This is a genomic window from Kitasatospora purpeofusca, from assembly GCF_034043715.1.
GTDB classification, from domain to species: domain Bacteria; phylum Actinomycetota; class Actinomycetes; order Streptomycetales; family Streptomycetaceae; genus Kitasatospora; species Kitasatospora purpeofusca_A.
In genome coordinates, this window is the sequence record NZ_JAXCLC010000003.1 from 126,116 (window position 1) to 147,756 (window position 21,641).

Consider the following 21,641-nt stretch of genomic DNA (forward strand, 5'->3'; position numbering starts at 1 on the left):
CGCGGCGTCAGCCGAGCGAGAGCCGGCGGTTGCGGCGCACGATCCGCGCGATGGCGGTGCTCACCGCGGTGGCCGCCGTGCAGGAGACCGCGAGGCTGAGCCAGGCGGTGTCGAACCAGTGGCTGTTGAGCCAGCCCAGGGTCACGATGTAGGCCGCCCAGATCATCGCGGCCAGCGCCGACCAGCGCAGGAAGCGGTGGGGGTGCGCGGGGGAGTGCCCGATGGCCAGATCGAGGACGGTCCGCCCGGCCGGGACGAAGCGGGCGACCACGACCATGACGGCCGCCGCCCGCGTGGTGCGTTCGTCCAGCGCCTGCTGGACCCGCGCCACGCTCGCCGCGAGCTTCGGGCGGTGTTCGAGCCGCCGGTTGACCATGGGCGCGCCGCGACGGGCCAGCTGGAGCAGCAGCAGATCGCCGAGGAAGGAGGCGGTGGCCACGCCCAGCCCGAGCAGTACGGGCGCGCCGTCTATCTGCGCCGTCTTGAGCACGGCGAGTATGACGAGCGTCCCGCTCGGGATGAAGGGGAGGAAGGCGTCGCCGAGGACGGCGCAGAGTGCCAGGGCGCAGATCCCCGAGGATCCGGCCAGTGTCGCGATGTCCATGTGCTTCCTCCCTCCAGGCTGCCCGGAGGAGCAGTGGTTGCAAGGGACAACGCTAGCGCCTCGACTTTTCATGCCATGAAGCACCCCGGCTGTGCGGCGGCTCACAGGTGCCGGGCCTCACCTGCCCTCACCTGCCCGGACCTGCCCGGCCCGGTCCTGGAACGGAGCGGGCCCCGGAACGGACCGGGCCCGGGGCGGGGAACAAGGCGGACCGCGGCCGGGGTTGACCACTGTCGGCACCGGCGGCGGCACCGGCCGACCCGGTGGCCGGCACCGGTGCGCCGCACCGGCGGACGGAACGACCACGGCCAGGAGGACGGACGGTATGACGACCGAGGACAGGCGGGCGAAGCAGCGGGAGGACGGGAACGCGGCACCCGCCCCGGACCCGATCCGGGGAACGGCCCGGGGAACGGCGCCCGCCCCGCTGTCGATTCTCGACCTGGCCACCGTCGGGGTCGGCCACACACCCGCGCAGGCGCTCGCCGCGACCACCACCCTCGCCCGCAGCGCCGAGGAATGGGGCTACCACCGCTTCTGGGTGGCTGAGCACCACGGCATGCCCGGTGTCGCCAGCTCCACCCCGGCCGTCCTGCTGGCCCACCTCGGCGCCCACACCACCACCCTGCGGCTCGGCTCGGGCGGCGTGATGCTGCCCAACCACGCCCCGCTGGCGATCGCCGAGCAGTTCGGCCTGCTCGAAGCCCTCCACCCGGGCCGGATCGACCTCGGCCTCGGCCGGGCCCCCGGCACCGACGCCGCCACGGCCCGGGCACTGCGCCGGGGCCTCGGCGAGGGCGCCGACGACTTCCCCCGCCAGCTCGCGGAGCTGACCCACTTCCTCGACGGCAGCTTCCCGGCCGAGCACGCCTACGCCCGGCTGACCGCCGTCCCGAGGGGCGAGGGACGGCCGCCGATCTGGCTGCTCGGCTCCTCCGGATTCAGCGCCCAGCTGGCCGGCCGCCTGGGGCTGCCGTTCGCCTTCGCACACCACTTCAGCAGCGTCAACACCCTCCCGGCCCTCGACCTCTACCGCTCGGAGTTCCGCCCCTCAGCCGTCCTCGACGAGCCGTACGCGCTGATCGGGGTGGGCGCGGTCGCGGCCGACGACCGGGCCGCCGCCCGCCGCCTCGCCCGCTCGGCGGCCCTCGGCATGCTCCGGCTGCGCCGCGGCAACCCGGGCCCCATCCCCACGCCCGAGGAGGCCGAGTCCTACCCGTACAGCCCGGCGGAGGCGGACTTCGTCGACGAGTGGCTGGGCAATGTCGTGCTGGGTTCGCCGGGCGAGGTGGCCGACGGGCTGGAGGCGCTGCGCAAGCGGACCGGGGTGGAGGAGCTGATGGTGACCTCGCACATCCACGGCCACGAGGCGCGGCTGCGTTCCTACGGGCTGATCGCCGAGGCGTACGGCCTGACCGGGGCCCCGGCCTCGGCCGGCTGACCCGCGTCCGCCCCGACCCTCCGGCCCGTCCTACCTGTCCTACCCGTCCTATTCGGCTTGCCCGCTGCGGTTGTCGCGCCCGTCCCGGTTGTCGCGGTCGTCGCGGAGTATCGCCGCCACCAGTTCCGCTTCGCCCGGGCGGGCGAAGTACCAGCCCTGGGCGGTGTCGCAGCCGGTGAGCCGCAGCCGTTCGGCCTGGGCGGCGCTCTCGATGCCCTCGGCCGTCACGGTCAGGCCGAGGGTGTGGGCGAGCTGCACCATCGCGCCCACGATCTGCTCGTCCGCGTCGCTCCGCCGCGCGCCGGACTCCGGGAGTTCCGCCCGGGAGCCGGTCGGGGAGGGGTCGCGGAAGCCCTCGATGAAGGTGCCGTCCAGTTTCAAAACGTGCACCGGGAGCCGGGAGAGGTAGGCGAGGTTCGAGTAGCCCGTCCCGAAGTCGTCGATCGCGATCCGGACGCCCATGTCGGCGAGTGCCTGGAGCGCCTGGAGCGGGCGTCCGCCGGGGCCGAGCAGCGCGCTCTCGGTGATCTCCAGCTGCAACAGCCGGGCCGGCAGCCCGGTGCGTTCGAGGACCTCGGCGACATCGGCGACGACGTCGGAGTCCCAGATCTGACGGGCGGCCAGGTTGACGCTCACGAAGGTCTCGGTCTCGGGGAACTCTGTGAGCCAGCGCTGTGCCTGGCGGCAGGACTCCTCCAGCACCCACTTGCCGAGCGGCACGATCGCCCCGGACTCCTCGGCGAGCGGGATGAAGCGGTCCGGCGAGAGCGTCCCGTAACGGGGGTGGCGCCATCTGACCAGGGCCTCGGCGCCGTGCACGGCGCCGTCGGCGAGGCCGACCAGCGGCTGGTACTCGATGGTGAACTCGCCACGCTCCAGCGCCGGGCGCAGCGCGGTCGCGAGCAACTGGCGGGTCAGCTGGTGGGCGCCGCGGTCGGGGTCGTAGAGGGTCCACCGGGCCCGGCCGTCGGCCTTGGACCAGTACAGGGTGGCGTCGGCGTCCTTGACCAGGTCGGTGGGGGTGGTCTCCTGCACGGAGCGCTCGACGACGCCGACACTGGCGGTGACCACCAGGCGGTGGCCGGCCACGTCGAAGGGGCGCTCCAGGGCTTCGAGGATCCGGGCGGCCAGATCGGTCAGCTGGTCGCTGCCCCGGCTGTCGGTCACCAGGACGGCGAACTCGTCGCCGCCCATCCGTGCCACCAGCTGGGTGCCGTGTGCGGAGAAGCCGCGCCGCAGCCGGGTGGCCACGGCGATCAGCAGCTGGTCGCCGATGTGGTGGCCGAGCGTCTCGTTGATCGCGGCGAACCCGTCGAGGTCCAGGTAGCAGACGCCGATCCGGGGGCTGTCCGGCCCGTCCCCGGTGTCGCCCCCGCCGGCGGCCAAGGCCGGGGCCGGGAGCGCGGGCGCCGGCGGGGGCGCCGTCGACCGGTCGGCGGTGAGGCAGGCGGCGTCGAGGCGTTCGAAGAAGTACGTCCGGTTGGGCAGCCGGGTCAGCGGGTCGTGCAGAGCCTGGTACTCCAGCCGGTCGCCGAGCCGGCGCTGCTCGGTGATGTCCTCGACCAGGGCGAGGGTGTAGAGCGGCCCGCCCGCGGCGTCCCGGATCAGCGAGACGGTCACCTTGCTCCAGACCGTCCGGCCCTCGCGGTGCCTGAGCTGCTTCTCGACCCGGAGCCGGTCGCGCTCGCCGTTGACCAGGGCCGGGAAGAGCCGGTGCGGCATGCCCTCGGGGTCGACGATCTCGTGGATGTGGGTCCGCGCCAGCTCGCCGACGGTGCGGCCGGTGAGCGTGGCGAAGGCGGGGTTGACCTCGATGATCCGGTCCTCGGGGTCGATCAGGGCCATACCGATGCCGGCGTCCCAGAAGGCGGCCCGCAGCCGGGCCTCGCTCGCCCGCAGGGCGGCCAGCAACTGGTCACCGCCCTCGGCCGCGACCGGTTCCGGGGTGCCGTTGCCGGGGCTGCCGTCCGCCGGCCGGCGGGTGTCGTCGGAGAGCGGCCGCGAGCAGGTCGGGCAGAGCAGCGCGCCGCCGGCCGCACCGGCCGCACCGGCCGTGCCGTCCACACCGTCGACACCGGCCACGCCGTCCAGGACGGCCTGCACGGCACCGGGGCCGGTGCCGTTCGTGCTGCCGACGGGGTGGAGGGCGGGCGGCAGGAGGCGGCGGTGTGCCCGTGGCTCCTCGCGCCGTACGCCGGGGCGGTGAGCGTCGGCCCCCTCGTTCTGGCCCGGCACGGCATGCTCCCGTCCGCTGCTGACGCTTGACGCTGGTCCGGCCGGTCACCCGACTGCGGCGGCCCGGCCCCGCACCCTGCCGGGGCTCCTTCGGGCGGGCGGCGTAGCGGAACGCTCGGGACGGAGCGGGCCGGGCCGAAGCCCGCCTGAGGAACCGTGAGGAACAGGGTGCTGCGGCCGATCATAGGACGCGACGGCAACGCGCGGTGACCGCCGCCAGGGTGATTCGTCGGCTTTGGGGGCAAGTACGGCGATACATGCGGACGCCCCCGGTACACATCACATGATGTGCACCGAGGGCGCGTGCTCCGACAGTGCGCCCTCGGGCCCCGGCGGAGCGCCGAACGCGCGCCCCACCGGGGCCGAGGAGCAGGAGGAGCGGAAGGACGGACGGTCAGCCGGCCAGCTTGGCCGTGAGGGTGATGGTGGTGCCGGTCAGGGCCTGGCTCACCGGGCAGTTCGCCTTGGCGTCCTCGGCGGCGGCCACGAAACCGGCCTCGTCGAGTCCGGGCACCTCACCGGTGACGGTGAGGTGGATGCCGGTGATGCCGGTGCCCGGCTGGAAGGTGACATCGGCCTGGGTGTCGAGCTTGGTGGGCGGGGTGCCCGCGCCCGCCAGGCCGTGCGAGAGCGCCATCGAGAAGCAGGCGGAGTGCGCGGCCGCGATGAGCTCCTCCGGGCTGGTCAGCCCGTTCGGCGTCTCGGCGCGGGCCGGCCAGGACACCGGGAACTCGCCGATGCCGGACGACGCGAACGTCACCTGGCCCTTGCCGTCGAGCAGGTTGCCTTCCCAAGCGGTGCGGGCGGTGCGAGTGGTTGCCACGATCGGTACCTCCATCGAAAAATGAGGAACTGCTGGTTCGTCACGTCCGGTCCTGCCGCGCCCCAGCCTACGTGCAGGTCCGGGGCCTGCCACAAGTAGCGCCTCGGTCTGCCGAGTCCGAAAATCCCTCGCCCGCCCGGGCGGACGCGGCCTGCGGCGGGCGGGCCCGGGCAGCTCGGAGCGCCGTCCGGCGGTCGGTCCGTGTGCCGTCCATATCGTGGACCGATCGGCCAAATGGTGCGGGCCGGTGCCGGGCGCCCTGTTAGATTTGCGCGGGCCCGGGCCCGGCCGCCGGACGGCCGGGCGCAAGACCGAGAGAGCCGCGGAGCCTTCCCGATGACGGACCACCCCACGACCCCCGACGCCGGACTGCCCGAGGGGGTCGACGACGCCGTGCGGGCCGAGCTGACCAGCCTGCGTCAGAGCATCGACAACATCGACGCCGCGGTGGTCCACATGCTGGCCGAGCGCTTCAAGGCGACCCAGCGGGTCGGCCGGCTCAAGGCCGAGCACAGGCTCCCCCCGGCCGATCCGGCCCGCGAGCGCGCCCAGATCAAGCGCCTGCGCGAGCTGGCCGCCGGCGCGCACCTGGACCCGGTGTTCGCGGAGAAGTTCCTCACCTTCATCATCGCCGAGGTCATCCGACACCACGAGCAGATCGCGAGTGCCGCTGTGACCAGCGGGAACGACGCCGTCTGACGGCCCGCGCGGCCCGCGCCGCCGGCCGGAGCCGCCGTCGACGCGGGCCGGGGGGATGTCGGGCACGGGTAAAAGCCCGATTTCGCCTGGATCCCCGATTGGCGTAGCGTGCTGGTTCCCCCGCAGCCGGAGAGTGGAGCAGCGACGATGGCGGTGAACCTGCCGGACACCCACGGCGGCGATGCCGGGGCCGGTACCGCCGCCCCCGCTGCCCCGGCCGGGGGCCGGGCCGAGGCCCGGCGGGCACGGCGGTCCGCCGAGGGGCGTCGGAGCAGGTCGCCGAAGAAGGGGCGGTCGGGGCGCCGGCCGAGGCCGTGGTGGATCGAGATCCCGGCCATGGCGGCGGTGGGCCTGGTGGTCGCGCTGCTGATCAAGACCTGTCTGTTCCAGGTGTTCACCATCCCCTCCGGTTCGATGGAGAACACCCTGCGGATCGGTGACCGGGTCGGCGTCAACAAGCTCGCCCCGCTGACCGGCTGGAAGCCCGAGCCGGGCCAGCCGGTGGTGTTCAAGGACCCGGGCGGCTGGCTGCCGCCGCAGGCGACCGACGGGAACCCGCTGACCGACGCGCTGGGCTCGGCGCTCTCCTTCGTCGGCCTGGTGCCGCCGAAGGACGACAACTACCTGGTCAAGCGGGTGATCGCGACCGGTGGGCAGACGGTGCAGTGCTCGGGCACCACGCTGACCGTCGACGGTGCGAAGGTCGACGAGCCGTACCTCCATCCCGGGGACGACTCCTGCGCCGGCCTGGACTTCGGCCCGGTGACGGTGCCGCAGGGCCACGTCTGGGTCGAGGGCGACCACCGCAGCGACTCCGCCGACTCCCGGTACCACCAGCGGGGCCCGGGCGGGGGCGCCGTGCCGGTGGACAACGTGGTCGGTCCGGTGTCGGCCGTGGTGTGGCCGCTCGGCCACCTCGACTGGTTCGGCTGGGTCGGCCGCTGATCGGACCGGTTCCGGTCCCTGCCTCTGCCCCTGCCCAGGTTTCCGCCCCGGCCTCGCGCCGGGCTCCGGCGGCTCCCGCCGGTCACCGCTCCCGGCCGGGCTCCTTCTCCGGGGTGCCGCCGGCCTCGGCCCCGGCGGCCCGCGCGAGCCGCTCGCCGAGCGCGGTCGCGCCCGCCGGAACCGCCGTGAGACCCGCGTCCAGGCCGGCCTCCCCGCTCTTCCCGGTCCCCCCGGACACCTCCGCCGCGGCGGGCTTGCTCGCCTGGGCCGCGAAGGCGCCGGCCAGCACCAGCAGTCCGCCGGTCACCTGCGGCAGGCCGAGGTGCTCGCCGAGCAGGACCCAGGCCAGCACGGTCGCCACGACCGCCTCCAGATTGGCCACCACACCGGCGACCGGCGGCGACAGGTGGCGGACGGCGACGACGCCGGTCAGATAGGCGAGCACGGTAGCGATCAGGACCATCCAGGCGGCCGGGAGCAGCGCGGGCAGGGTGTGCCCGTTCATCACCACGTCCCCGCCGAGCTTGCCCCAGTCCGCCTGCCAGGGGCGGGTGAGGGCGGTGAGCAGGACCGAGCCGATCAGCAGGCCGTACGCGCTGACCGCGATCGGGTCGACGGGGCGGTCGCCCCGGCTCCCGGCGTCGGCGAGCACGAAGTAGCCGACCTGGCAGCAGGCGGCGCCCAGGGCGAACAGCACGCCGAGCAGGTCGAAGCTCAGCCCGTTCCACACCTCGACCACGCAGGCGAGTCCGGCGACCGCGACGCCGGCGCCGATCGCCGCGCCCCGGCTGATCGGCCGGCGCTGGACGAACCGGACGTAGCCGATGAGCAGCGGCGGGCCGAGGTACTCGATCAGGAGGGCGACGCCGACCGGGATCCGGGAGATGGCCGCGAAGTAGCAGGCCTGCACGCCCGCGACGGCCAGCAGGCCGAAGCCGATCAGCAGGCCGGGCCGCCGCAGCACGGCCTCGCGGTGGCGGTAGGCCAGCGGCAGCAGGACGACGGCGGCGCCGGTCACCCGTAGCCAGACCACGTGCAGGGGCGACAGCCCGGCCTCGATCAGTGGTTTGGCCGCGGTGCCGGAGCCGCCGAAGGCGACCGCGGAGACGAGGGCGAGGGTGAGACCGAGGGTCCGGCCGGAGGAGCGGCCGAGCGGGGGCTTCGAGCTGTGCACCGACGAAGTGTGACAGCAGGACCGCGATTTCGGTAAGGGGTCATTTCGTTATTCGGTCCTGCACGTCACCCGCGGTGAGCCCCCGCTACCGGCCGCAGCCACCAGTCGCAGCTACCGACCCCGCTACCGACCCCCGCTACCGGCCGCAGCTACTGGCCGGAGCCGGTCCCGGTGCCGCCGCCGGACCCCGTGCCGGTGCCGCCGGTGCCGCCGGTCGGCTGCGGTGGCGTGGTGGGTCCGGTGGTGGGTCCGGTGGTCGGCGCGGTGGTCGGCGCCGGGGTCCTGGTCGGCCTGCTGGTCGGCTGCGGCGTCGTCGGCTGGGTCGGGGCGGTGGTCGCCCCGCCGGTGCCGCCGGTCGGCTGCGGTGTCGTGGTCGGTCCGCCCGACGGCGTGGCGGTGGGCTCCGAACCGGTGCCCGACCCGCCGGAGCCGCCCGACCCGCCGGAGCCGCCCGCTCCGCCCTGGCCGCCTTGGCTGCTCCGCGGCGACGGCTCGCCGGAGGGCGTCGCCGTCCCGTCCGGGGTGGCCGGCGCGGAACTCGCGCCGCCCGAGGGGCTGGGCGAAGCGCCGGCCCCGGAGGAGCCCCAGCCGCCGCGCCCCGAGTCGTCCGCGCCCGAGGGGGCGGGGAACTCGGAGACCGGCTGGCCCTTGAGCGCCGCCTTCATGTAGGCGGTCCAGATCTGCGCCGGGTACTGGCCGCCCGCCGCGCCGTCGAGTCCGCCGGTGCCGCTCAGGCTGACCTGCGCACCGGTGCCCGGGTCCTGGCCGAACAGCGCGACCGAGGTGACCAGCTCCGGGGTGTACCCGACGAACCAGACCGCCTTGTGCTCGTCCGTGGTGCCGGTCTTGCCCGCCGCCGGCCGGCCCAGTGCCTTGGCCCGCCAGCCGGTGCCGCCCTGGTCGGCCACCACACCCTGGAGCATCGACGTGACCTGGCGCGCGGTCTGCTCGCCGACCGCCTGGGTGGTCTTGTGGGCGGGCAGCGCGACCGGCTCGCCCTCGCGGTCCACCGACTGCACCAGCCACGGGGTGATCTGCCTGCCGCCGTTGTCCAGCGTGGCGTACACGCCGGCCATGTCGAGCACGCTGGGGGTCGAGGTGCCCAGCGGGATGGAGGCCACCGGGTCCAGGGACGGGGTGTTGCTGGGCAGGCCGAGCGCGACCGCGGTGTCCCGCACCTTCGCCAGGCCGGTGTCCTGGGCGAGCTGGGCGAAAGCCGAGTTCACCGACCAGTCGGTGGCCTGCTGGAGGGTGATCTGGCCGTAGCTCTTGTCGCCCTCGTTCGGCGGCGCGTACGGGGTGCCCTTCCCGCCGCGGACCTTGCGCTCGCTGGTGCCGTCGTAGACGGTGCGCGGGGTGACGGTCTGGCCGGACTGCGTCTTCGCGTTGTTCTCCAGCGCCGCCGCCAGCGCGATCGCCTTGAAGGTCGAGCCCGACTGGTAGTCCCGCCGGGTCGCGTTGTCGATGTAGTGCTTGGTGTAGTCGACGCCGCCGTACAGGGCGACCACGGCCCCGGTCCTCGGGTCCACCGAGGCGGCGCCGGCCTGGACGGCGGCGTCCTTCTTCCGCTTGTCCGGGTCGAGGGTGTCGTGCAGCTGGGCCTGGACGGAGTCCTGGAGGGCCTGCTGGCGCGCCGGGTCGACGGTCAGCCTGATCGTGTAGCCGCCCTTGGCCAGCTCCGACTCGCCGATGACCTGGTTGGTGGTGAGGTACTCGGTCGCGGCGTTGACCAGGTAGCCGGCCTGGCCGGACAGTCCGAGCTGCGCCTGCGGGTCCTTGACCTCGGGGAAGGCGGTGGCGGTCCGCTCCTCGGCGGACAGCCAGCCCTCCTTCACCATGCCGTCGAGCACGTAGTTCCAGCGGTTGACCGCGTTCTGCCTGCCCGCCGGGGTGGCGGTGGCGACGTCGTACGCGGTGGGGGCGTTCAGCAGCGTGGCCAGGTAGGCGCCCTGGGCGGCGTCGAGCTGTGCGGCGTCGACGCCGAAGTACTGCTGGGCGGCGGCCTGGACGCCGTACGCGCCACGCCCGTAGTAGGAGGTGTTGAGGTAGCTGGAGAGGATCTCGTCCTTGGTCTCGGTGGCGTCCACCTTGATCGCTATGAAGAGTTCCTTCACCTTGCGGCTGACCGACTGCTGCTGGTTCAGGTAGGTGTTCTTCACGTACTGCTGGGTGATGGTGGAGCCGCCCTGGGTGCCCTCGCCCTTGGCGGTTTTGACGGCGGCGCGGACCATGCCGGCCACGTTGACGGCGCCCTCGTGGTAGAAGTCGCGGTCCTCGGCGGCCAGGGTCGCGTGCTGCGCGGCGGGGGAGACCTTGTCCAGCGGGACGTTCTGGCGGTTGGTCTGGCCGGTCCGGGCGAGCACCGAGCCGTCCTGGTAGAGCCAGGTGTTGCTCTGGGTGGTCGCGGCCGCGTGCGCGTCCGGCACCTTCACCAGGGCGACGCCGAGGGCGAACAGGCCGACCCCGAGCAGGACCGAGGCCACGAGGCCCACCAGGGTCAGCCGCCAGGTCGGTACCAGCCGGCGCCAGCCGGTCCGCCGGGGCCGTCGGACCCTGGTCTTCCGGGTGCGTTGCGCGCCGCTCGGGGCGTTACGGGACAAAGCGGCGGCCTTTCCTGCGGGCGGGCGACGGGAGGGTGCGCGGTCGGGGCGGCGGCACGTAGGGCCGGCCCGCGCGGACGGGACCGTCGGCGGTCGGGAGCTTTTGCCCCTTTTCCGGTGTACAGCCCAGAACGCGCCGAAGGTACCGGTTGGCTCCACCGAGACGGGAAGCGAGACCGACATCACACACAAATCGGGCGTCAATGGGCAGCGAAAAGCCGGAGAGCCCCTCGTGTGAACGAGAGGCTCCCCGGTGTCTGTGCGCCGCCAGGGACTCGAACCCCGGACCCGCTGATTAAGAGTCAGCTGCTCTAACCAACTGAGCTAGCGGCGCCTGCTGACGGGGAAAACAATACACGCTTCCGAAGAGTGCCTCGAACCACCTGGGCGTCACCGGGAACAGCCTGTCCGTTTCCGCCCGGTTGGGGTGGAGTTTGGTGGCGGCTAGGGTGGATTTGTGCCCAGCTCCCATCCCGGTCGCCGGAACGCTCGGCGCACCCCCGCCCCGACGTCCGCCCCGACGTCCGCCCCGACGTCCACCCCGATGTCCGCCCCGGCCTGCGGTCCGACCGGCGGCACCGGCCCGCGCCCGGCCCCGGCCCGGCCGGGGGCCGCCACCGGGGCCGTCGCCGCACTGCTGCTGCTCAGCGCGGTGGCGTACACCGCGTGGGTCCTGGAGGTGGTGCTCAGTACCGGGCTCGACCCGGTCCAGGCCTACATCAGCGAGCTGGCCGCCGAGGACCAGCCGCTGGGCGGCCTCTTCCGGGCCACCGACCTGGTCGCCGGACTCGCCGTGCTGGCGGCGGCCCTCCTCGCCCTGTCCGCCTTCCATCTCCGCCGCCCGGCGACCCCGGCGGCCGGGGAGAGCCCGGGCCGGCGGCCCTGGGCGGCGGGCGGCTGGGCCGCGCTCGCCCTGTTCGGCGCGGCCACCGCCGCGGACTCCCGGCTGCCGCTGAGCTGCGCGCCCACCAGCGACGAGATGTGCGCCGCCCGCGAGACCGCCGGACTCGTCCCCGCCACCCACACCGCGCACGCCGTGACCAGCAGCCTGGCCATGCTCGGCGCGCTCGGCGGGCTGACCGCGCTCACCGTCGCCGCCCGGCGCTACCGCCGGTGGCCGCCGGTGCGCCGGTACGGGCCGTGGCTCCTGGGCGCCGAGGTGCTCGCCACCGGCTGGAGCCTGAGCGCGATCGCCGCCTTCGAGGCGGGTCGCGGCACCTGGGCGCTGGGCGCCGGCCAGCGGCTCCAGGTGCTGATCGTCGCCCTCTGGCTCGCGCTGCTCGCGGTGGCCGTCGGCCTGCCGGGCCGGACCGAGCGGCGGGATCCGGTATGACCGGCGCCCGCGGCCCGACCGGGGACGGCGCCGGAGGCCCCGGCGGTCCCGAGGGCCACGAGGACCACAAGGGTCCGTCCGGCCCGGCGCCGACCGCCTTCGTGCGGATCGACGGCACCCCGCTGCACGTCCGGGTCGAGGGCCTGGGGCCGGTGTGCCTGCTCACCGGCGGGCTCGGCAGCAGCTGGTTCGACTGGGACCTCGTGGTCCCCTTCCTCACCCCCTACCGCACCGTCGTCCGCTTCGACCGGCCCGGCTACGGCCTGAGCGCCTCCGAACCGGCCGACCGGCCCGCCCCCACCGCCGCCGGGGAGGCGGGCCGGATCCGGGCCGTCCTCGACGCGCTCGGCCTGCCCGGGCGCTGCACGGTGGCCGGGCACTCGCTGGCCGGCTTCCACGCCGAGGCGTTCGCGCGGCTGTACCCCGAGCGGACGGCCGGGCTGGTCCTGCTCGACGGCAGCGTCGAACCCGACCCCCGGCCGCGCCCGGCGCCCCGCCTGCGGGACCTCGCGGCGCGCGCCACCGCCGCCGCCGCCACCGCCGTCGCCGTGCCCTACCTGCTCGGGCCCGCCGTACGCCGGACCGTCGCCCGGGCCACCACGGTGCGGCACGAGGACCTCGCCCCGGCGCCGCTGGTCCGGCACTGCTACCGCACCGGGCGGTCGCTGCGGGCACTGCTCCGGGAGAACACCCACTACCTGGACATGGCCGCCGAACTGGCCGCGCTGCGCCGCGCCGCGCCGCTCCCGGCGGGCCTGCCGGTGACCGTGCTCGCCGCCGACGACGGCCTGAGCGGCCCCCGGACCGAGGAGTGGCTGGCCGCCCAGCGGGGGCTCGCCGAGCTCCTCGGCGCGGAGTACCGGCGCACCGCCCCGGCCGGGCACCTGCTGATGTTCGATCGGCCGGACGCGGTGGCCTCGGCGGTCCTGGACACGTCCCGCGGGCCGGGCTGAACCCCGGACCCGGCCGGGGTCGCCCGGCCGTCGCCGCTCAGCCGCCGCCGGCGTTGTCCGACCCGACCACCCGGTGCAGGGCCTGGGCGATCGGCTGCTCCCGGGCGACCGCCCGGAAGGACTTCCGCAGCTCGGAGTGGATCCGGCCGGGGAAGAGCCGGCGGTCCAGCCGCGCGGCCCAGAGCATCCCGGCCAGCTGCAGGTCCCGCTCGGCCGCCGGGGAGGCCCCCCACCGCGCGGCGTCCGAGCCGTACCCGGAGGCCGATCCCTTGCGGGACAGGGAGGCGGTGATCCGCTCGGCGATCTCGGCGGCGACGGTGGCGCGCACGGGCGGCCAGGCACGGTACGGCACCAGCAGGAGGATCCGGCGGCGTTCGGCGGTCAGGTGCCCGCTCGCGACCAGCCGTTCCCGGAAGGAGCGCACCGCCGGAGCCCGCGGCACGCGGCGCAGGGCCGCGTCCAGGCCGGGCCGGCGCCCCTTGGGGGCCCGCTCCAGCCGGGCGAGCACCTCGGCGGTGACCTCGTCGCACGCCCCGACCGGGCGGAACGCGGTGATCCGCCGGCCTTCGACCGTGATGCCGCCGGTCAGCAGCAGCTCGGCGAGCACGGCGGCCGCGACCGCCCGCTGGAAGCCGTTCCGGGAGACCCGCAGGGTGCCGCTGTCCGGGTCGGTGCAGAGCAGGACCAGCTCCTCCGCGAGCGCGAGCGGGAGGCGGTCCGAAGGGTCGGAAGGGTCGGGCGGACCGAGGGAAGCCACGGCGGCAGCACCTCCGATGCGAGGACGGACCCCCACGCTATCCGCCGACCGCCGCCGTTTCCGGGCCTTCCGGGGAACGGGGGGAACGGTTACGAGCGGTCGGGAACGGTCGGGAGCGCGGGAACGCCGTAGGCCCCCTCGCTGCTGCGAGGGGGCCTACGACCGTCGGTGCGCCGCCAGGGACTCGAACCCCGGACCCGCTGATTAAGAGTCAGCTGCTCTAACCAACTGAGCTAGCGGCGCCTGCTGACCTGGAAGACATTACACGCAATCGGGCCGATCCGCCGAATCGCGACAGGACGGTCACCCATCGTGGCGACAGCCGCCGTCAGTGGGTGGTCGGCAGCCGGGCGAGGAAGATCTCGAAGGCATCGGGGCGGACGGCGCTCAGCCCGTCGAACGGGTAGTTCAACTCCTTCACCACGATGAGGGACACGCAGATCATCGCGGTCATGATCAGCACCATCGCGGTGTGCAGCCGCAGGCTGGAGACGCTGAACAGGAAGGTGAAGGCGATCGACAGCACCGCGCCGAGGATCAGCGGGGCCCAGAGCAGCGGCGGGACGGCGTTCTCGATCTGGTTGAGCCTGGCCCGCCGCTCGGTGGCCAGCCCCTCGACGTGCGCGACGGCGTGTTCGAACTGGACCTGCTGGACCGGGCCCGCCGGTCCGAGGGCGTTGGTGGTGTCGCGGATCCGGTAGACCAGCTCGGTGGTCCGGGGGGCGCTCGCGTGACCGTCCTTCATCACCGGCCACTCGTCGTCGATGACGCTGTGCGCGTACCGCAGCGTCAGGGTGGTCAGTTCGGCGCCCTCGGTGGTGGGGAACTGGCGGGCGTTCCAGTACAGGCCCGCGAGTTGGTCGGCCTCGCGGAAGGTGGTGGCGCGGGCCTCGTCGGCGGCCTCCCAGACCACGATCACCACGAAGGCCAGCAGGACCGCGTAGAGCACCCCGACCATGGCGAAGACCGCGGCGGCCACCTCGTTGCCGGGCGACCGCGCCTTGTGCAGGGGGTGACGGGGGAGCAGGTGGAGGCCCACGGCGACGACGGCGAGGGTGCCGAACAGGATCGTCAGGTTGGACCAGGTCATAGCAGCAGTTGTCGCACGGCTCCCAAGGCTCCGCCAGGCGGGCGTCCGCCGTTCGGAGTGAACGGCGGACGCCCCGTCACCCCTCCGGGAAGTGGCAGGCGGCCCGGTGGTCGGGGGCCGGCGCACCCGCGGCCGCCGGCAGCGGGCCGGCCCCGGTGAGCGGCGGCGCCTCCGTCTCGCACCGGTCGCGTGCCCCCGCGTCGAGCCCCGCGTACACCGGGCAGCGGGCGCGGAACGGGCAGCCGGTGTGCCGGACAGTGGGGGAGGGCGGGTCGCCGGCCAGCAGGATCCGGGTCCGGGTCCGCTCGGCGGCCGGGTCCGGCAGCGGGACGGCCGAGAGCAGCGCCCGGGTGTAGGGGTGCCGCGGGCGGTCGAAGACGGCGGACACCTCGCCCTGTTCGACCGTCCGGCCCAGGTACATCACGCTCACCCGGTCGGCGAGGTGCCGGATCACCGAGAGGTCGTGCGAGACGAAGAGATAGGAGAGGCCCAGCTCCGCCTTGAGGGACTGGAGCAGGTTGAGCACCCCGGCCTGGATCGAGACGTCCAGCGCGGAGACCGGCTCGTCCAGGACCAGCAGCCGGGGCCGGACGGCCAGCGCGCGGGCGATCGAGATCCGCTGCCGCTGGCCGCCGGAGAACTGGTGCGGGTAGCGGGCGGCGTGGGCCGGGTCCAGGCCGACCTGGCGGAGCAGTTCGGGCACCCGGCGGGTGATCTCGTCCTTCGCGGCCCGCTGGGCGCGCAGGGGTTCGGCGACGATGTCGCCGACCGGCATCCGGGGGTCGAGGCTGGCCATCGGGTCCTGGAAGACGATCTGCAGATCGGACCGCATCCGGTGCGCCTCGGCGCGGGAGAGCGCGGAGGTGTCCCGGCCGAGCAGCTCGATCCGTCCGGACTCGGGGGCGGCGAGGCGCAGCAGCTCGAACAGGGTGGTGGACTTGCCGGAGCCGGACTCGCCGACCAGGCCGAGGGTCTCCCCCTCCCGGATCGACAGCTCGACGCCGTCCACCGCGTGGACCGAGCCGATCCGGCGCTTGAACACGGTGCCCTTGAGCAGCGGGAAGGTCTTGGTGAGCCCCTCGACCTCCAGGACCGGCGGGCGCTGCTCCCGGGGGACCGGTGCGGCGGCCGGCGCGGCCGGGAGTTCGGGCACGGGGTAGACCTCGGTGGGCGCGGGCCGTCGTTCGGCCAGCTCGCCGGCCCGGACGCACGCCGCCAGGTGGTCGGCCGGGCCGGTCGGGCCGTCGGTGTCCGTCTTCGCATCGGTGTCCACGTCCGCCGTCCCGTCGGCGGTCAGCGGGGGTTCGGACGTGCGGCAGCGGTCCTCGACCAGCGGGCAGCGGGGGGCGAACGGGCAGCCCGGCGGCAGCTCGGCCATCGGCGCGGGCGTGCCGGGTATCGGCACCAGCGGTCCGCGCTTCCCGTCCAGTCGGGGGACGGCCCCGACCAGGCCCAGCGTGTACGGGTGGCGCGGCGCGGCGAACAGCTCGTCCACGCCCGCCGTCTCGACCACCCGGCCCGCGTACATCACCGCGACCCGGTCGGCCATCCCGGCGATCACCCCGAGGTCGTGGCTGACCAGGACGAGCGCGGCGCCGGTCTCGCGGCGGGCGGTGCGCAGCACGTCGAGCACCTGCGCCTGGATGGTGACGTCCAGGGCGGTGGTGGGTTCGTCGGCGAGCAGGACGTCCGGGTCGTTGGCGACGGCCATGGCGATCATGGCGCGCTGCCGCATGCCGCCGGAGAACTCGTGCGGGAAGCTGTCGAGGGCGCGGTCGGGGGCCGGGATGCCGACGAGGTCGAGCAGTTCGGCGGCCCGCTTGCGGGCGGCGGCGCGGTCGAGGCCGGGCCGGTGGATCCGCAGGGCCTCGACGAGTTGGTCGCCGATCCGGTAGACGGGGGTGAAGGCGGAGAGCGGGTCCTGGAACACCATGGCGATCCGTCGGCCGCGGACGGCGGCCAGTTCGCGTCCGGGCAGGCCGATCAGCTCGCGGTCGTCCAGCCGGACCGAGCCCCGGACCCGGGCGGTACCGGGCAGCAGGCCGAGCACGGCCAGCGCGGTGACGGACTTCCCGGAGCCGGACTCACCGACGATGCCGAGGGTCTCGCCCCGGTGCAGGGTGAGGTCGACGCCGCGCACGGCGGGGACGGGGGCGGAGCCGCGTGGGCCGGTGAAGTCGACCCGAAGGTCGCGGACGCGCAGCAGCGGGGTCCCGGTGGTGTTCCCGGTGGTGGTCGTGGCGGTGGTGGTCACGCGCTGGTCCTCTTCTTCGTGGCACGGGCACGGGCACGGGCGCGGGCGCGGGACCGCCGGGGCCGCCGGGCGGCGTCCGAGGTGGGGTCGAGCGCGTCCCGCAGCCCGTCGCCGATCAGGTTGACCGCCAGGACGAAGAGCACCAGCAGCCCGGCGGCGAAGTAGAACAGCCAGGGGAAGACCGGGGCCTCACTGGTGCCGGCGGCGAGCAGGGTCCCGAGCGAGACGTCCGGCGCCTTGACGCCGAAGCCGAAGTAGGAGAGCGCGGTCTCGCTCATCACGGCGCCGCCGACCGCGATGGTGGCATCGATGATGAGGAAGGAGGCGACGTTCGGCAGGATGTGCCGGGAGATGATCCGCAGCGGACGGACGCCCATGAACTGAGCGGCGCGCACGAACTCCCGCTCCCGCAGCGAGATGGTCATCGAGCGGACCACCCGGGCGGTGATCATCCAGTTGAACAGGGCGAGCAGCAGCACGAAGGCGAGCCAGCCGGCGCCCTTCAGCCGGGGCGAGACGATGGTGATCACCAGGAAGCTGGGGAAGACCAGCATGAGGTCGACCAGGAACATCAGCAGCCGGTCGGTCCAGCCGCCGAAGTAGCCGGCGCAGGCGCCGACCAGGGAGGCCAGCACGGTCGAGAAGAGCGCCACCAGCAGGCCGATGACCAGCGACTTCTGCAGGCCGCGGATCGTCTGCGCGAAGACGTCCTGGCCGACCCCGTTGGTGCCGAACCAGTGGGTGCCCGAGGGGGGTTGGCGCAGCGCGCCGTAGTCGGGGGTGGCGTAGTCCCAGGGCGTGAGGAACCCGCCGCCGAAGGCGAGCAGGAACAGCAGCAGGACGATGACCACGCCGACCACCGCCCAGCGGGCGGCGAGCAGCCGGGCGAGGACGATCCGTCCCCGGCCGGTCGGTCCGGGGGCGGGGGCAGCGGCGGGGGAGACGGGTCCGGCGGGCTCGGCGGGGCCGGCGGACTCCGCGATGACGGCGGTCAAGGGGGCTCTCCTCGGTTCAGGACCGCACGCGCGGGTCGAGGGCGGCGTGCAGGGTGTCGGCGAGGAAGCCGGAGGCGAGCACCACGACCGCCGCGAACAGGTTGACCGCGACGACCGCGTTGACGTCCTGCTCGTTGACGGACTGGATGAACCATTCGCCCATGCCGTGCCAGCCGAAGATGGTCTCGGTGAACGCGGCGCCGGTGAAGATGCCGAGGAAGCTGTACGCGAACATCGTCGACATCGGGATCACCGCCGTCCGCAGTCCGTGCTTGACCAGGGCGCGGCCCCGGGTGAGGCCCTTGGCCTCGGCGGTGCGCAGGTAGTCGGAGCCGAGCACGTCGAGCATGGTGCCGCGCTGGTAGCGGCTGTAGGTGGCGAGGCCGCCGAGCGCCAGCGAGAGGGTCGGCAGCAGCAGGTGCAGCGCCCAGTCGGCGAGGTGGGCGCCGAGGCCGCCGCTGAGGCCGGGGGTCTCGTACCCGGTGAACGGGACGACCTCGTGGCCGACGGCCTCCTTGGCGGCGATGGCGCCGTTCTTGAGGAAGAGGGCGACCAGGAACACCGGGGTGGAGAGCAGGACGAAGGAGAGCACGGTGAGCAGCCGGTCGGAGATCCGGTACTGGCGCACGGCGCTCCAGGCGCCGGCGGCGACGCCGAGCACCATGCCGAGCAGGCTGCCGATCAGCAGCAGCCGCAGTGAGACCCAGACCCGGCGGCGGAAGTCGTCCATCACCGGGGTGTCGTGGATGGTGCGGCCGAGGTCGCCGTGCAGCAGCAGGCCGCCCGCCCAGTGCCCGAACCGTTCGACGACCGGGGTGCGGTCGTTCAGATTGAGGTCCGTGAGCTGGCGCTCGACCGAGGCGGCGGCCGGGCGCGGCACCTTCGCCTCGAAGTAGACGCGCGGCTGCAGCGCGGCGCCGGCCAGCGCGTACGCCAGGAAGACGGCGGCGACCAGCAGGGCGGCGTAGTAGGCGAACCGCTTGATCAGGTAGCGGAGCATCAGCGGCCGCCCGGGGTGGGGGCGGGGCCGACGCGTCTGGTGGGCATCGGAGGGTGGCCTTCGGGTCGGGGGTGGGGGGAGCGGGGTGCCGTGGGTGCGGGTGCCGAGGGGGTGGGCGCGGTGGGCGCGGTGGGCGCGGCAGGTTCGCGGGGCGGGGGTGGGCAGGCGGGTCGCGGGTGGTTCCCGGCCGCGCTCTTGACCGTGGTCAGGAAAGCGTGCAGGTCAGAGTCTGGCACCGGTGCGCGGCCGCCGTATTGCGGTCGTGTTGCGCCCCGTTTCGTTTGGATCAGGTGTCCACCACGCCCCCTGGTACTCGTCCTGATCGGCTGTTACGTTCTGTCCCCGGCACCGACTTGGCTGCCCACGCTCAAGCCTCGCCACACCTCGCGATGCTCATCTGTCACCACTCGCCGGACCTCACGGGGGACCCTCATGCACGCTTCCGCCACGCCTGCGCGCCGACTCGGCCGCGCCGCCGTACTCGCTCTCGCCGTCGCCCTCGCGGCCACCGCGTGCAGTTCCGGCGGTGGCGGCTCGGCGGACACGGCGGTGAAGAGCGCGGCGCCGGGGCAGGGGTCCATCGACATCAACGCCCAGCCGCTGGACCGGATCCGCGACGGCGGCGAGGTCCGCTTCCCGCTCTACCAGTGGATCACCCAGTGGAACCCGTTCCAGGTGGACGGCCGGTACGGCGACGCGGTCGAGATCATGCGCACCGTCGAACCGGACCTCTTCGGCACCGACGAGACCGGCACCTTCAAGGCGAACGCCGACTACCTGGTGGACGCCAAGGTCACCTCGACCTCGCCGCAGGTGGTCACCTACAAGCTGAACCCGAAGGCCAAGTGGTCGGACGGCAAGCCGCTGAGCTACCTCGACTTCAAGGCCGACTGGGAGGCCAGCAACGGCAAGAAGGACGGCTACAACATCGCCGACTCGGCCGGCTACGAGCTGATCTCCGGGGTCGAGCAGGGCGCCGACCCGGCCGAGGTCAAGGTGACCTTCTCCGAGACGTACGCGGACTGGCAGAACCTCTTCCGCCCGCTGATCCCGGCCGCCGGGATCGCCACCGCCGACGACTTCAACAAGGGCTGGGTGGAGAAGGTCCCGATCACCGCGGGCCCGCTGAAGATCGGCTCGGCCGACAAGACCGCGCAGACCCTGACCCTGGTCCCGGACCCGAACTGGTGGGGCGCCAAGCCCAAGGCGGAGCGGATCGTCTTCCGGGTGATGTCGCAGTCCGCGACCACCCAGGCCTTCCTCAACAACGAGATCGACTTCGCCACGGCCGGCACCGCCACCGCGTACGGGCAGCTCAAGGACGCCAAGGACGCGGTGATCCGCTCGGCCAGCCCTTGGGACGAGGTGCACATCTCCTTCGGCGGCGGCGGTGCGCTGGCGGACCAGAAGGTGCGTCAGGCGCTCGGGAAGGCGCTGGACCGCAACGCGCTCATCAGAATCGCCAACAACGGGGTGCCGGTCGAGTTCAAGCCGCTCGGCAACCACATCTTCATGCCCAACCAGGCCGGTTACCAGGACAACTCCGGCGAGTGGGCGAAGTTCGACGTGGCCGCGGCGAAGAAGCTGCTGGACGAGGCGGGCTGGAAGGAGGCCGGCGGCGGCCAGCCGCGCACCAAGGACGGCCAGCCGCTGACCCTGCACTGGGTGCTCAACGAGTCCACCCCGCAGGCCCAGGTCGACCTCGCCACCGCCGCCCAGGCGATGTGGCTGGCGGCCGGGGTCAAGGTGGAGGTCGACAAGGTCGCGGCCAACGACTTCTTCACCAAGTACGTCAACCCCGGCAAGTGGGACGTCGCCAGCTGGCGCAACACCGACTCGTTCCCGCTCTCCAGCAGCCTGACCAACTTCCGGCTGCCGCAGGGCGACAACGTGTTCGGCAACTTCTCCAAGCTGGGCAGCGAGGAGATCGACGGGCTGCTGAAGAAGGCGGCCGGCACGATCGACCCGGTGGAGGCCGCGAAGCTCTACAACCAGGCGGACGCCAGGATCTGGGAGCTCGGCCACACCTTCGAGCTGTACCAGCGGCCGACCGTGGTGGCGGCCCGCAAGGGGCTCGCCAACTACGGAGCCTTCGGCCTGGCGAGCACGGACTACACCAAGGTCGGCTGGGAGAAGTAGCCGCCGGGGGCGGGACCGGCGCCCGGAGCTGAAATCGGAGCCGGGCGCTGGATCGGAGCCGGGATCGGAGCCGGGCGCTGGACCGGAGCCGGGGCGGGCGTCCTCGGGATGGGTGTCGTCGGGATGGGTGTCGTCGGGACGTCCGTCGGTGGGGCGGGCGCGCGGCGCAGGCCAGCGAGCGCACGGCAGGCGCTGGCGAGCAGCGCGGTGATCACGGGGCCGGTGGTACGGACACGGGATACCGGCGCTGCCGCCCCCGCTGTCCTGCCACCGGCCTTGACCTTCCGCGATGCCCGCAGGCCGCCCGTGTCGTGGGGCCCGTCCCCGGACCCCGCCCGTTTCGAACCGGGACGAATCTAGCGGGGCGGTCCGGGCCCTCGCGCCCTACCGCGCGGGGCGCGCCCGGAAACCCGCCGTGCTGTCACCCGGTTCGCGCACCGAAGCGTCAACTCTCGCTGACGCCACGGCAAATCAGGCTGTTCCGGGGCAATCGGCCGCCCCCGCCGACACCGTCGGGGCGGTCGGCGGTGCGTGCGCGGGACCCTGCGCGCTGCCAGGATCGGCGGGTACAGCCCGCCGCCCGGAGCCCGGAGAACAGT

General features: G+C 74.0%; 16 protein-coding genes and 2 tRNA genes. 6 read left to right on the forward strand and 12 right to left on the reverse strand.

The genetic code is table 11. The features are described from left to right. Positions 1–7: 7 nt before the first annotated feature. Positions 8–604 carry a DedA family protein gene (locus SM793_RS02735; RefSeq protein ID WP_320436344.1) on the reverse strand — a complete coding sequence of 199 codons (597 nt, stop codon included), beginning with the start codon at positions 602–604 and terminating at the stop codon, positions 8–10. Between the two features lie 325 nt (positions 605–929). Here SM793_RS02735 and SM793_RS02740 point away from each other — a divergent pair, with 325 nt between their 5' ends. Beyond that, entirely contained in the window at positions 930–2,045 is a 1,116-nt protein-coding gene (locus SM793_RS02740; RefSeq protein WP_320436345.1) for an LLM class flavin-dependent oxidoreductase, read from the forward strand. A 48-nt stretch (positions 2,046–2,093) separates the two neighbouring features. Here SM793_RS02740 and SM793_RS02745 read toward each other — a convergent pair whose 3' ends face one another. Continuing rightward, positions 2,094–4,280 carry a putative bifunctional diguanylate cyclase/phosphodiesterase gene (locus tag SM793_RS02745; protein ID WP_320436346.1) on the reverse strand — a complete coding sequence of 729 codons (2,187 nt, stop codon included), beginning with the start codon at positions 4,278–4,280 and terminating at the stop codon, positions 2,094–2,096. A gap of 394 nt (positions 4,281–4,674) precedes the next feature. Next, a complete protein-coding gene (locus tag SM793_RS02750) occupies positions 4,675–5,103 on the reverse strand; it encodes an OsmC family protein (RefSeq protein WP_320436347.1) in 429 nt (142 codons plus the stop codon). Positions 5,104–5,439: 336 nt separating this feature from the next. Between SM793_RS02750 and SM793_RS02755 the strand changes: the two genes are divergently transcribed. Beyond that, positions 5,440–5,802, forward strand: coding sequence for a chorismate mutase (locus SM793_RS02755; protein ID WP_320436348.1), 363 nt, complete (start codon positions 5,440–5,442; stop codon positions 5,800–5,802). Positions 5,803–5,949: 147 nt separating this feature from the next. After that, entirely contained in the window at positions 5,950–6,747 is a 798-nt protein-coding gene (lepB, locus tag SM793_RS02760; protein ID WP_320436349.1) for a signal peptidase I, read from the forward strand. An 82-nt stretch (positions 6,748–6,829) separates the two neighbouring features. Here the strand turns inward: lepB and SM793_RS02765 are convergent, their stop codons facing one another. The 3 genes from SM793_RS02765 to SM793_RS02775 all read right to left on the reverse strand — a co-directional run bounded on the left by SM793_RS02765 (position 6,830) and on the right by SM793_RS02775 (position 10,855). Continuing rightward, positions 6,830–7,921, reverse strand: coding sequence for an EamA family transporter (locus SM793_RS02765; protein ID WP_320436350.1), 1,092 nt, complete (start codon positions 7,919–7,921; stop codon positions 6,830–6,832). 149 nt (positions 7,922–8,070) lie between these two features. After that, on the reverse strand, positions 8,071–10,521 hold the full coding sequence (locus tag SM793_RS02770) for a transglycosylase domain-containing protein (RefSeq protein WP_320436351.1): 2,451 nt from the start codon (positions 10,519–10,521) through the stop codon (positions 8,071–8,073). A gap of 260 nt (positions 10,522–10,781) precedes the next feature. Further along, positions 10,782–10,855 (reverse strand) — tRNA-Lys (locus SM793_RS02775). Between the two features lie 210 nt (positions 10,856–11,065). Here SM793_RS02775 and SM793_RS02780 point away from each other — a divergent pair. Together SM793_RS02780 and SM793_RS02785 are read left to right on the forward strand one after the other, a co-directional pair. Beyond that, positions 11,066–11,854: a DUF998 domain-containing protein gene (locus SM793_RS02780; RefSeq protein ID WP_320436352.1), complete on the forward strand. Its 789-nt coding sequence runs from the start codon at positions 11,066–11,068 to the stop codon at positions 11,852–11,854. Continuing rightward, positions 11,851–12,807, forward strand: a complete 957-nt coding sequence (locus SM793_RS02785; RefSeq protein WP_320436353.1) for an alpha/beta hydrolase — start codon at positions 11,851–11,853, stop codon at positions 12,805–12,807. Before SM793_RS02780 ends, SM793_RS02785 begins: the two co-directional genes overlap by 4 nt. A gap of 37 nt (positions 12,808–12,844) precedes the next feature. Here the strand turns inward: SM793_RS02785 and SM793_RS02790 are convergent, their stop codons facing one another. From SM793_RS02790 to SM793_RS02815, 6 genes are all read right to left on the reverse strand, one after another. Then, a complete protein-coding gene (locus SM793_RS02790; protein WP_320436354.1) occupies positions 12,845–13,564 on the reverse strand; it encodes a GPP34 family phosphoprotein in 720 nt (239 codons plus the stop codon). A gap of 169 nt (positions 13,565–13,733) precedes the next feature. Next, positions 13,734–13,807: transfer RNA gene (locus SM793_RS02795), tRNA-Lys, on the reverse strand. An 85-nt stretch (positions 13,808–13,892) separates the two neighbouring features. Next, positions 13,893–14,654: a DUF4239 domain-containing protein gene (locus tag SM793_RS02800; RefSeq protein WP_320436355.1), complete on the reverse strand. Its 762-nt coding sequence runs from the start codon at positions 14,652–14,654 to the stop codon at positions 13,893–13,895. Between the two features lie 76 nt (positions 14,655–14,730). Beyond that, a complete protein-coding gene (locus SM793_RS02805) occupies positions 14,731–16,908 on the reverse strand; it encodes an ABC transporter ATP-binding protein (protein ID WP_320436356.1) in 2,178 nt (725 codons plus the stop codon). After that, the gene (locus tag SM793_RS02810; protein ID WP_413815858.1) at positions 16,905–17,903 is read right to left on the reverse strand and encodes an ABC transporter permease; all 999 of its coding nucleotides are present in this window, start codon (positions 17,901–17,903) and stop codon (positions 16,905–16,907) included. Before SM793_RS02810 ends, SM793_RS02805 begins: the two co-directional genes overlap by 4 nt. A 16-nt stretch (positions 17,904–17,919) precedes the next feature. After that, positions 17,920–18,903 carry an ABC transporter permease gene (locus SM793_RS02815; RefSeq protein ID WP_320436357.1) on the reverse strand — a complete coding sequence of 328 codons (984 nt, stop codon included), beginning with the start codon at positions 18,901–18,903 and terminating at the stop codon, positions 17,920–17,922. A gap of 432 nt (positions 18,904–19,335) precedes the next feature. Between SM793_RS02815 and SM793_RS02820 the strand changes: the two genes are divergently transcribed. Beyond that, positions 19,336–21,042: an ABC transporter family substrate-binding protein gene (locus SM793_RS02820; protein ID WP_320436358.1), complete on the forward strand. Its 1,707-nt coding sequence runs from the start codon at positions 19,336–19,338 to the stop codon at positions 21,040–21,042. Positions 21,043–21,641: the final 599 nt, after the last annotated feature.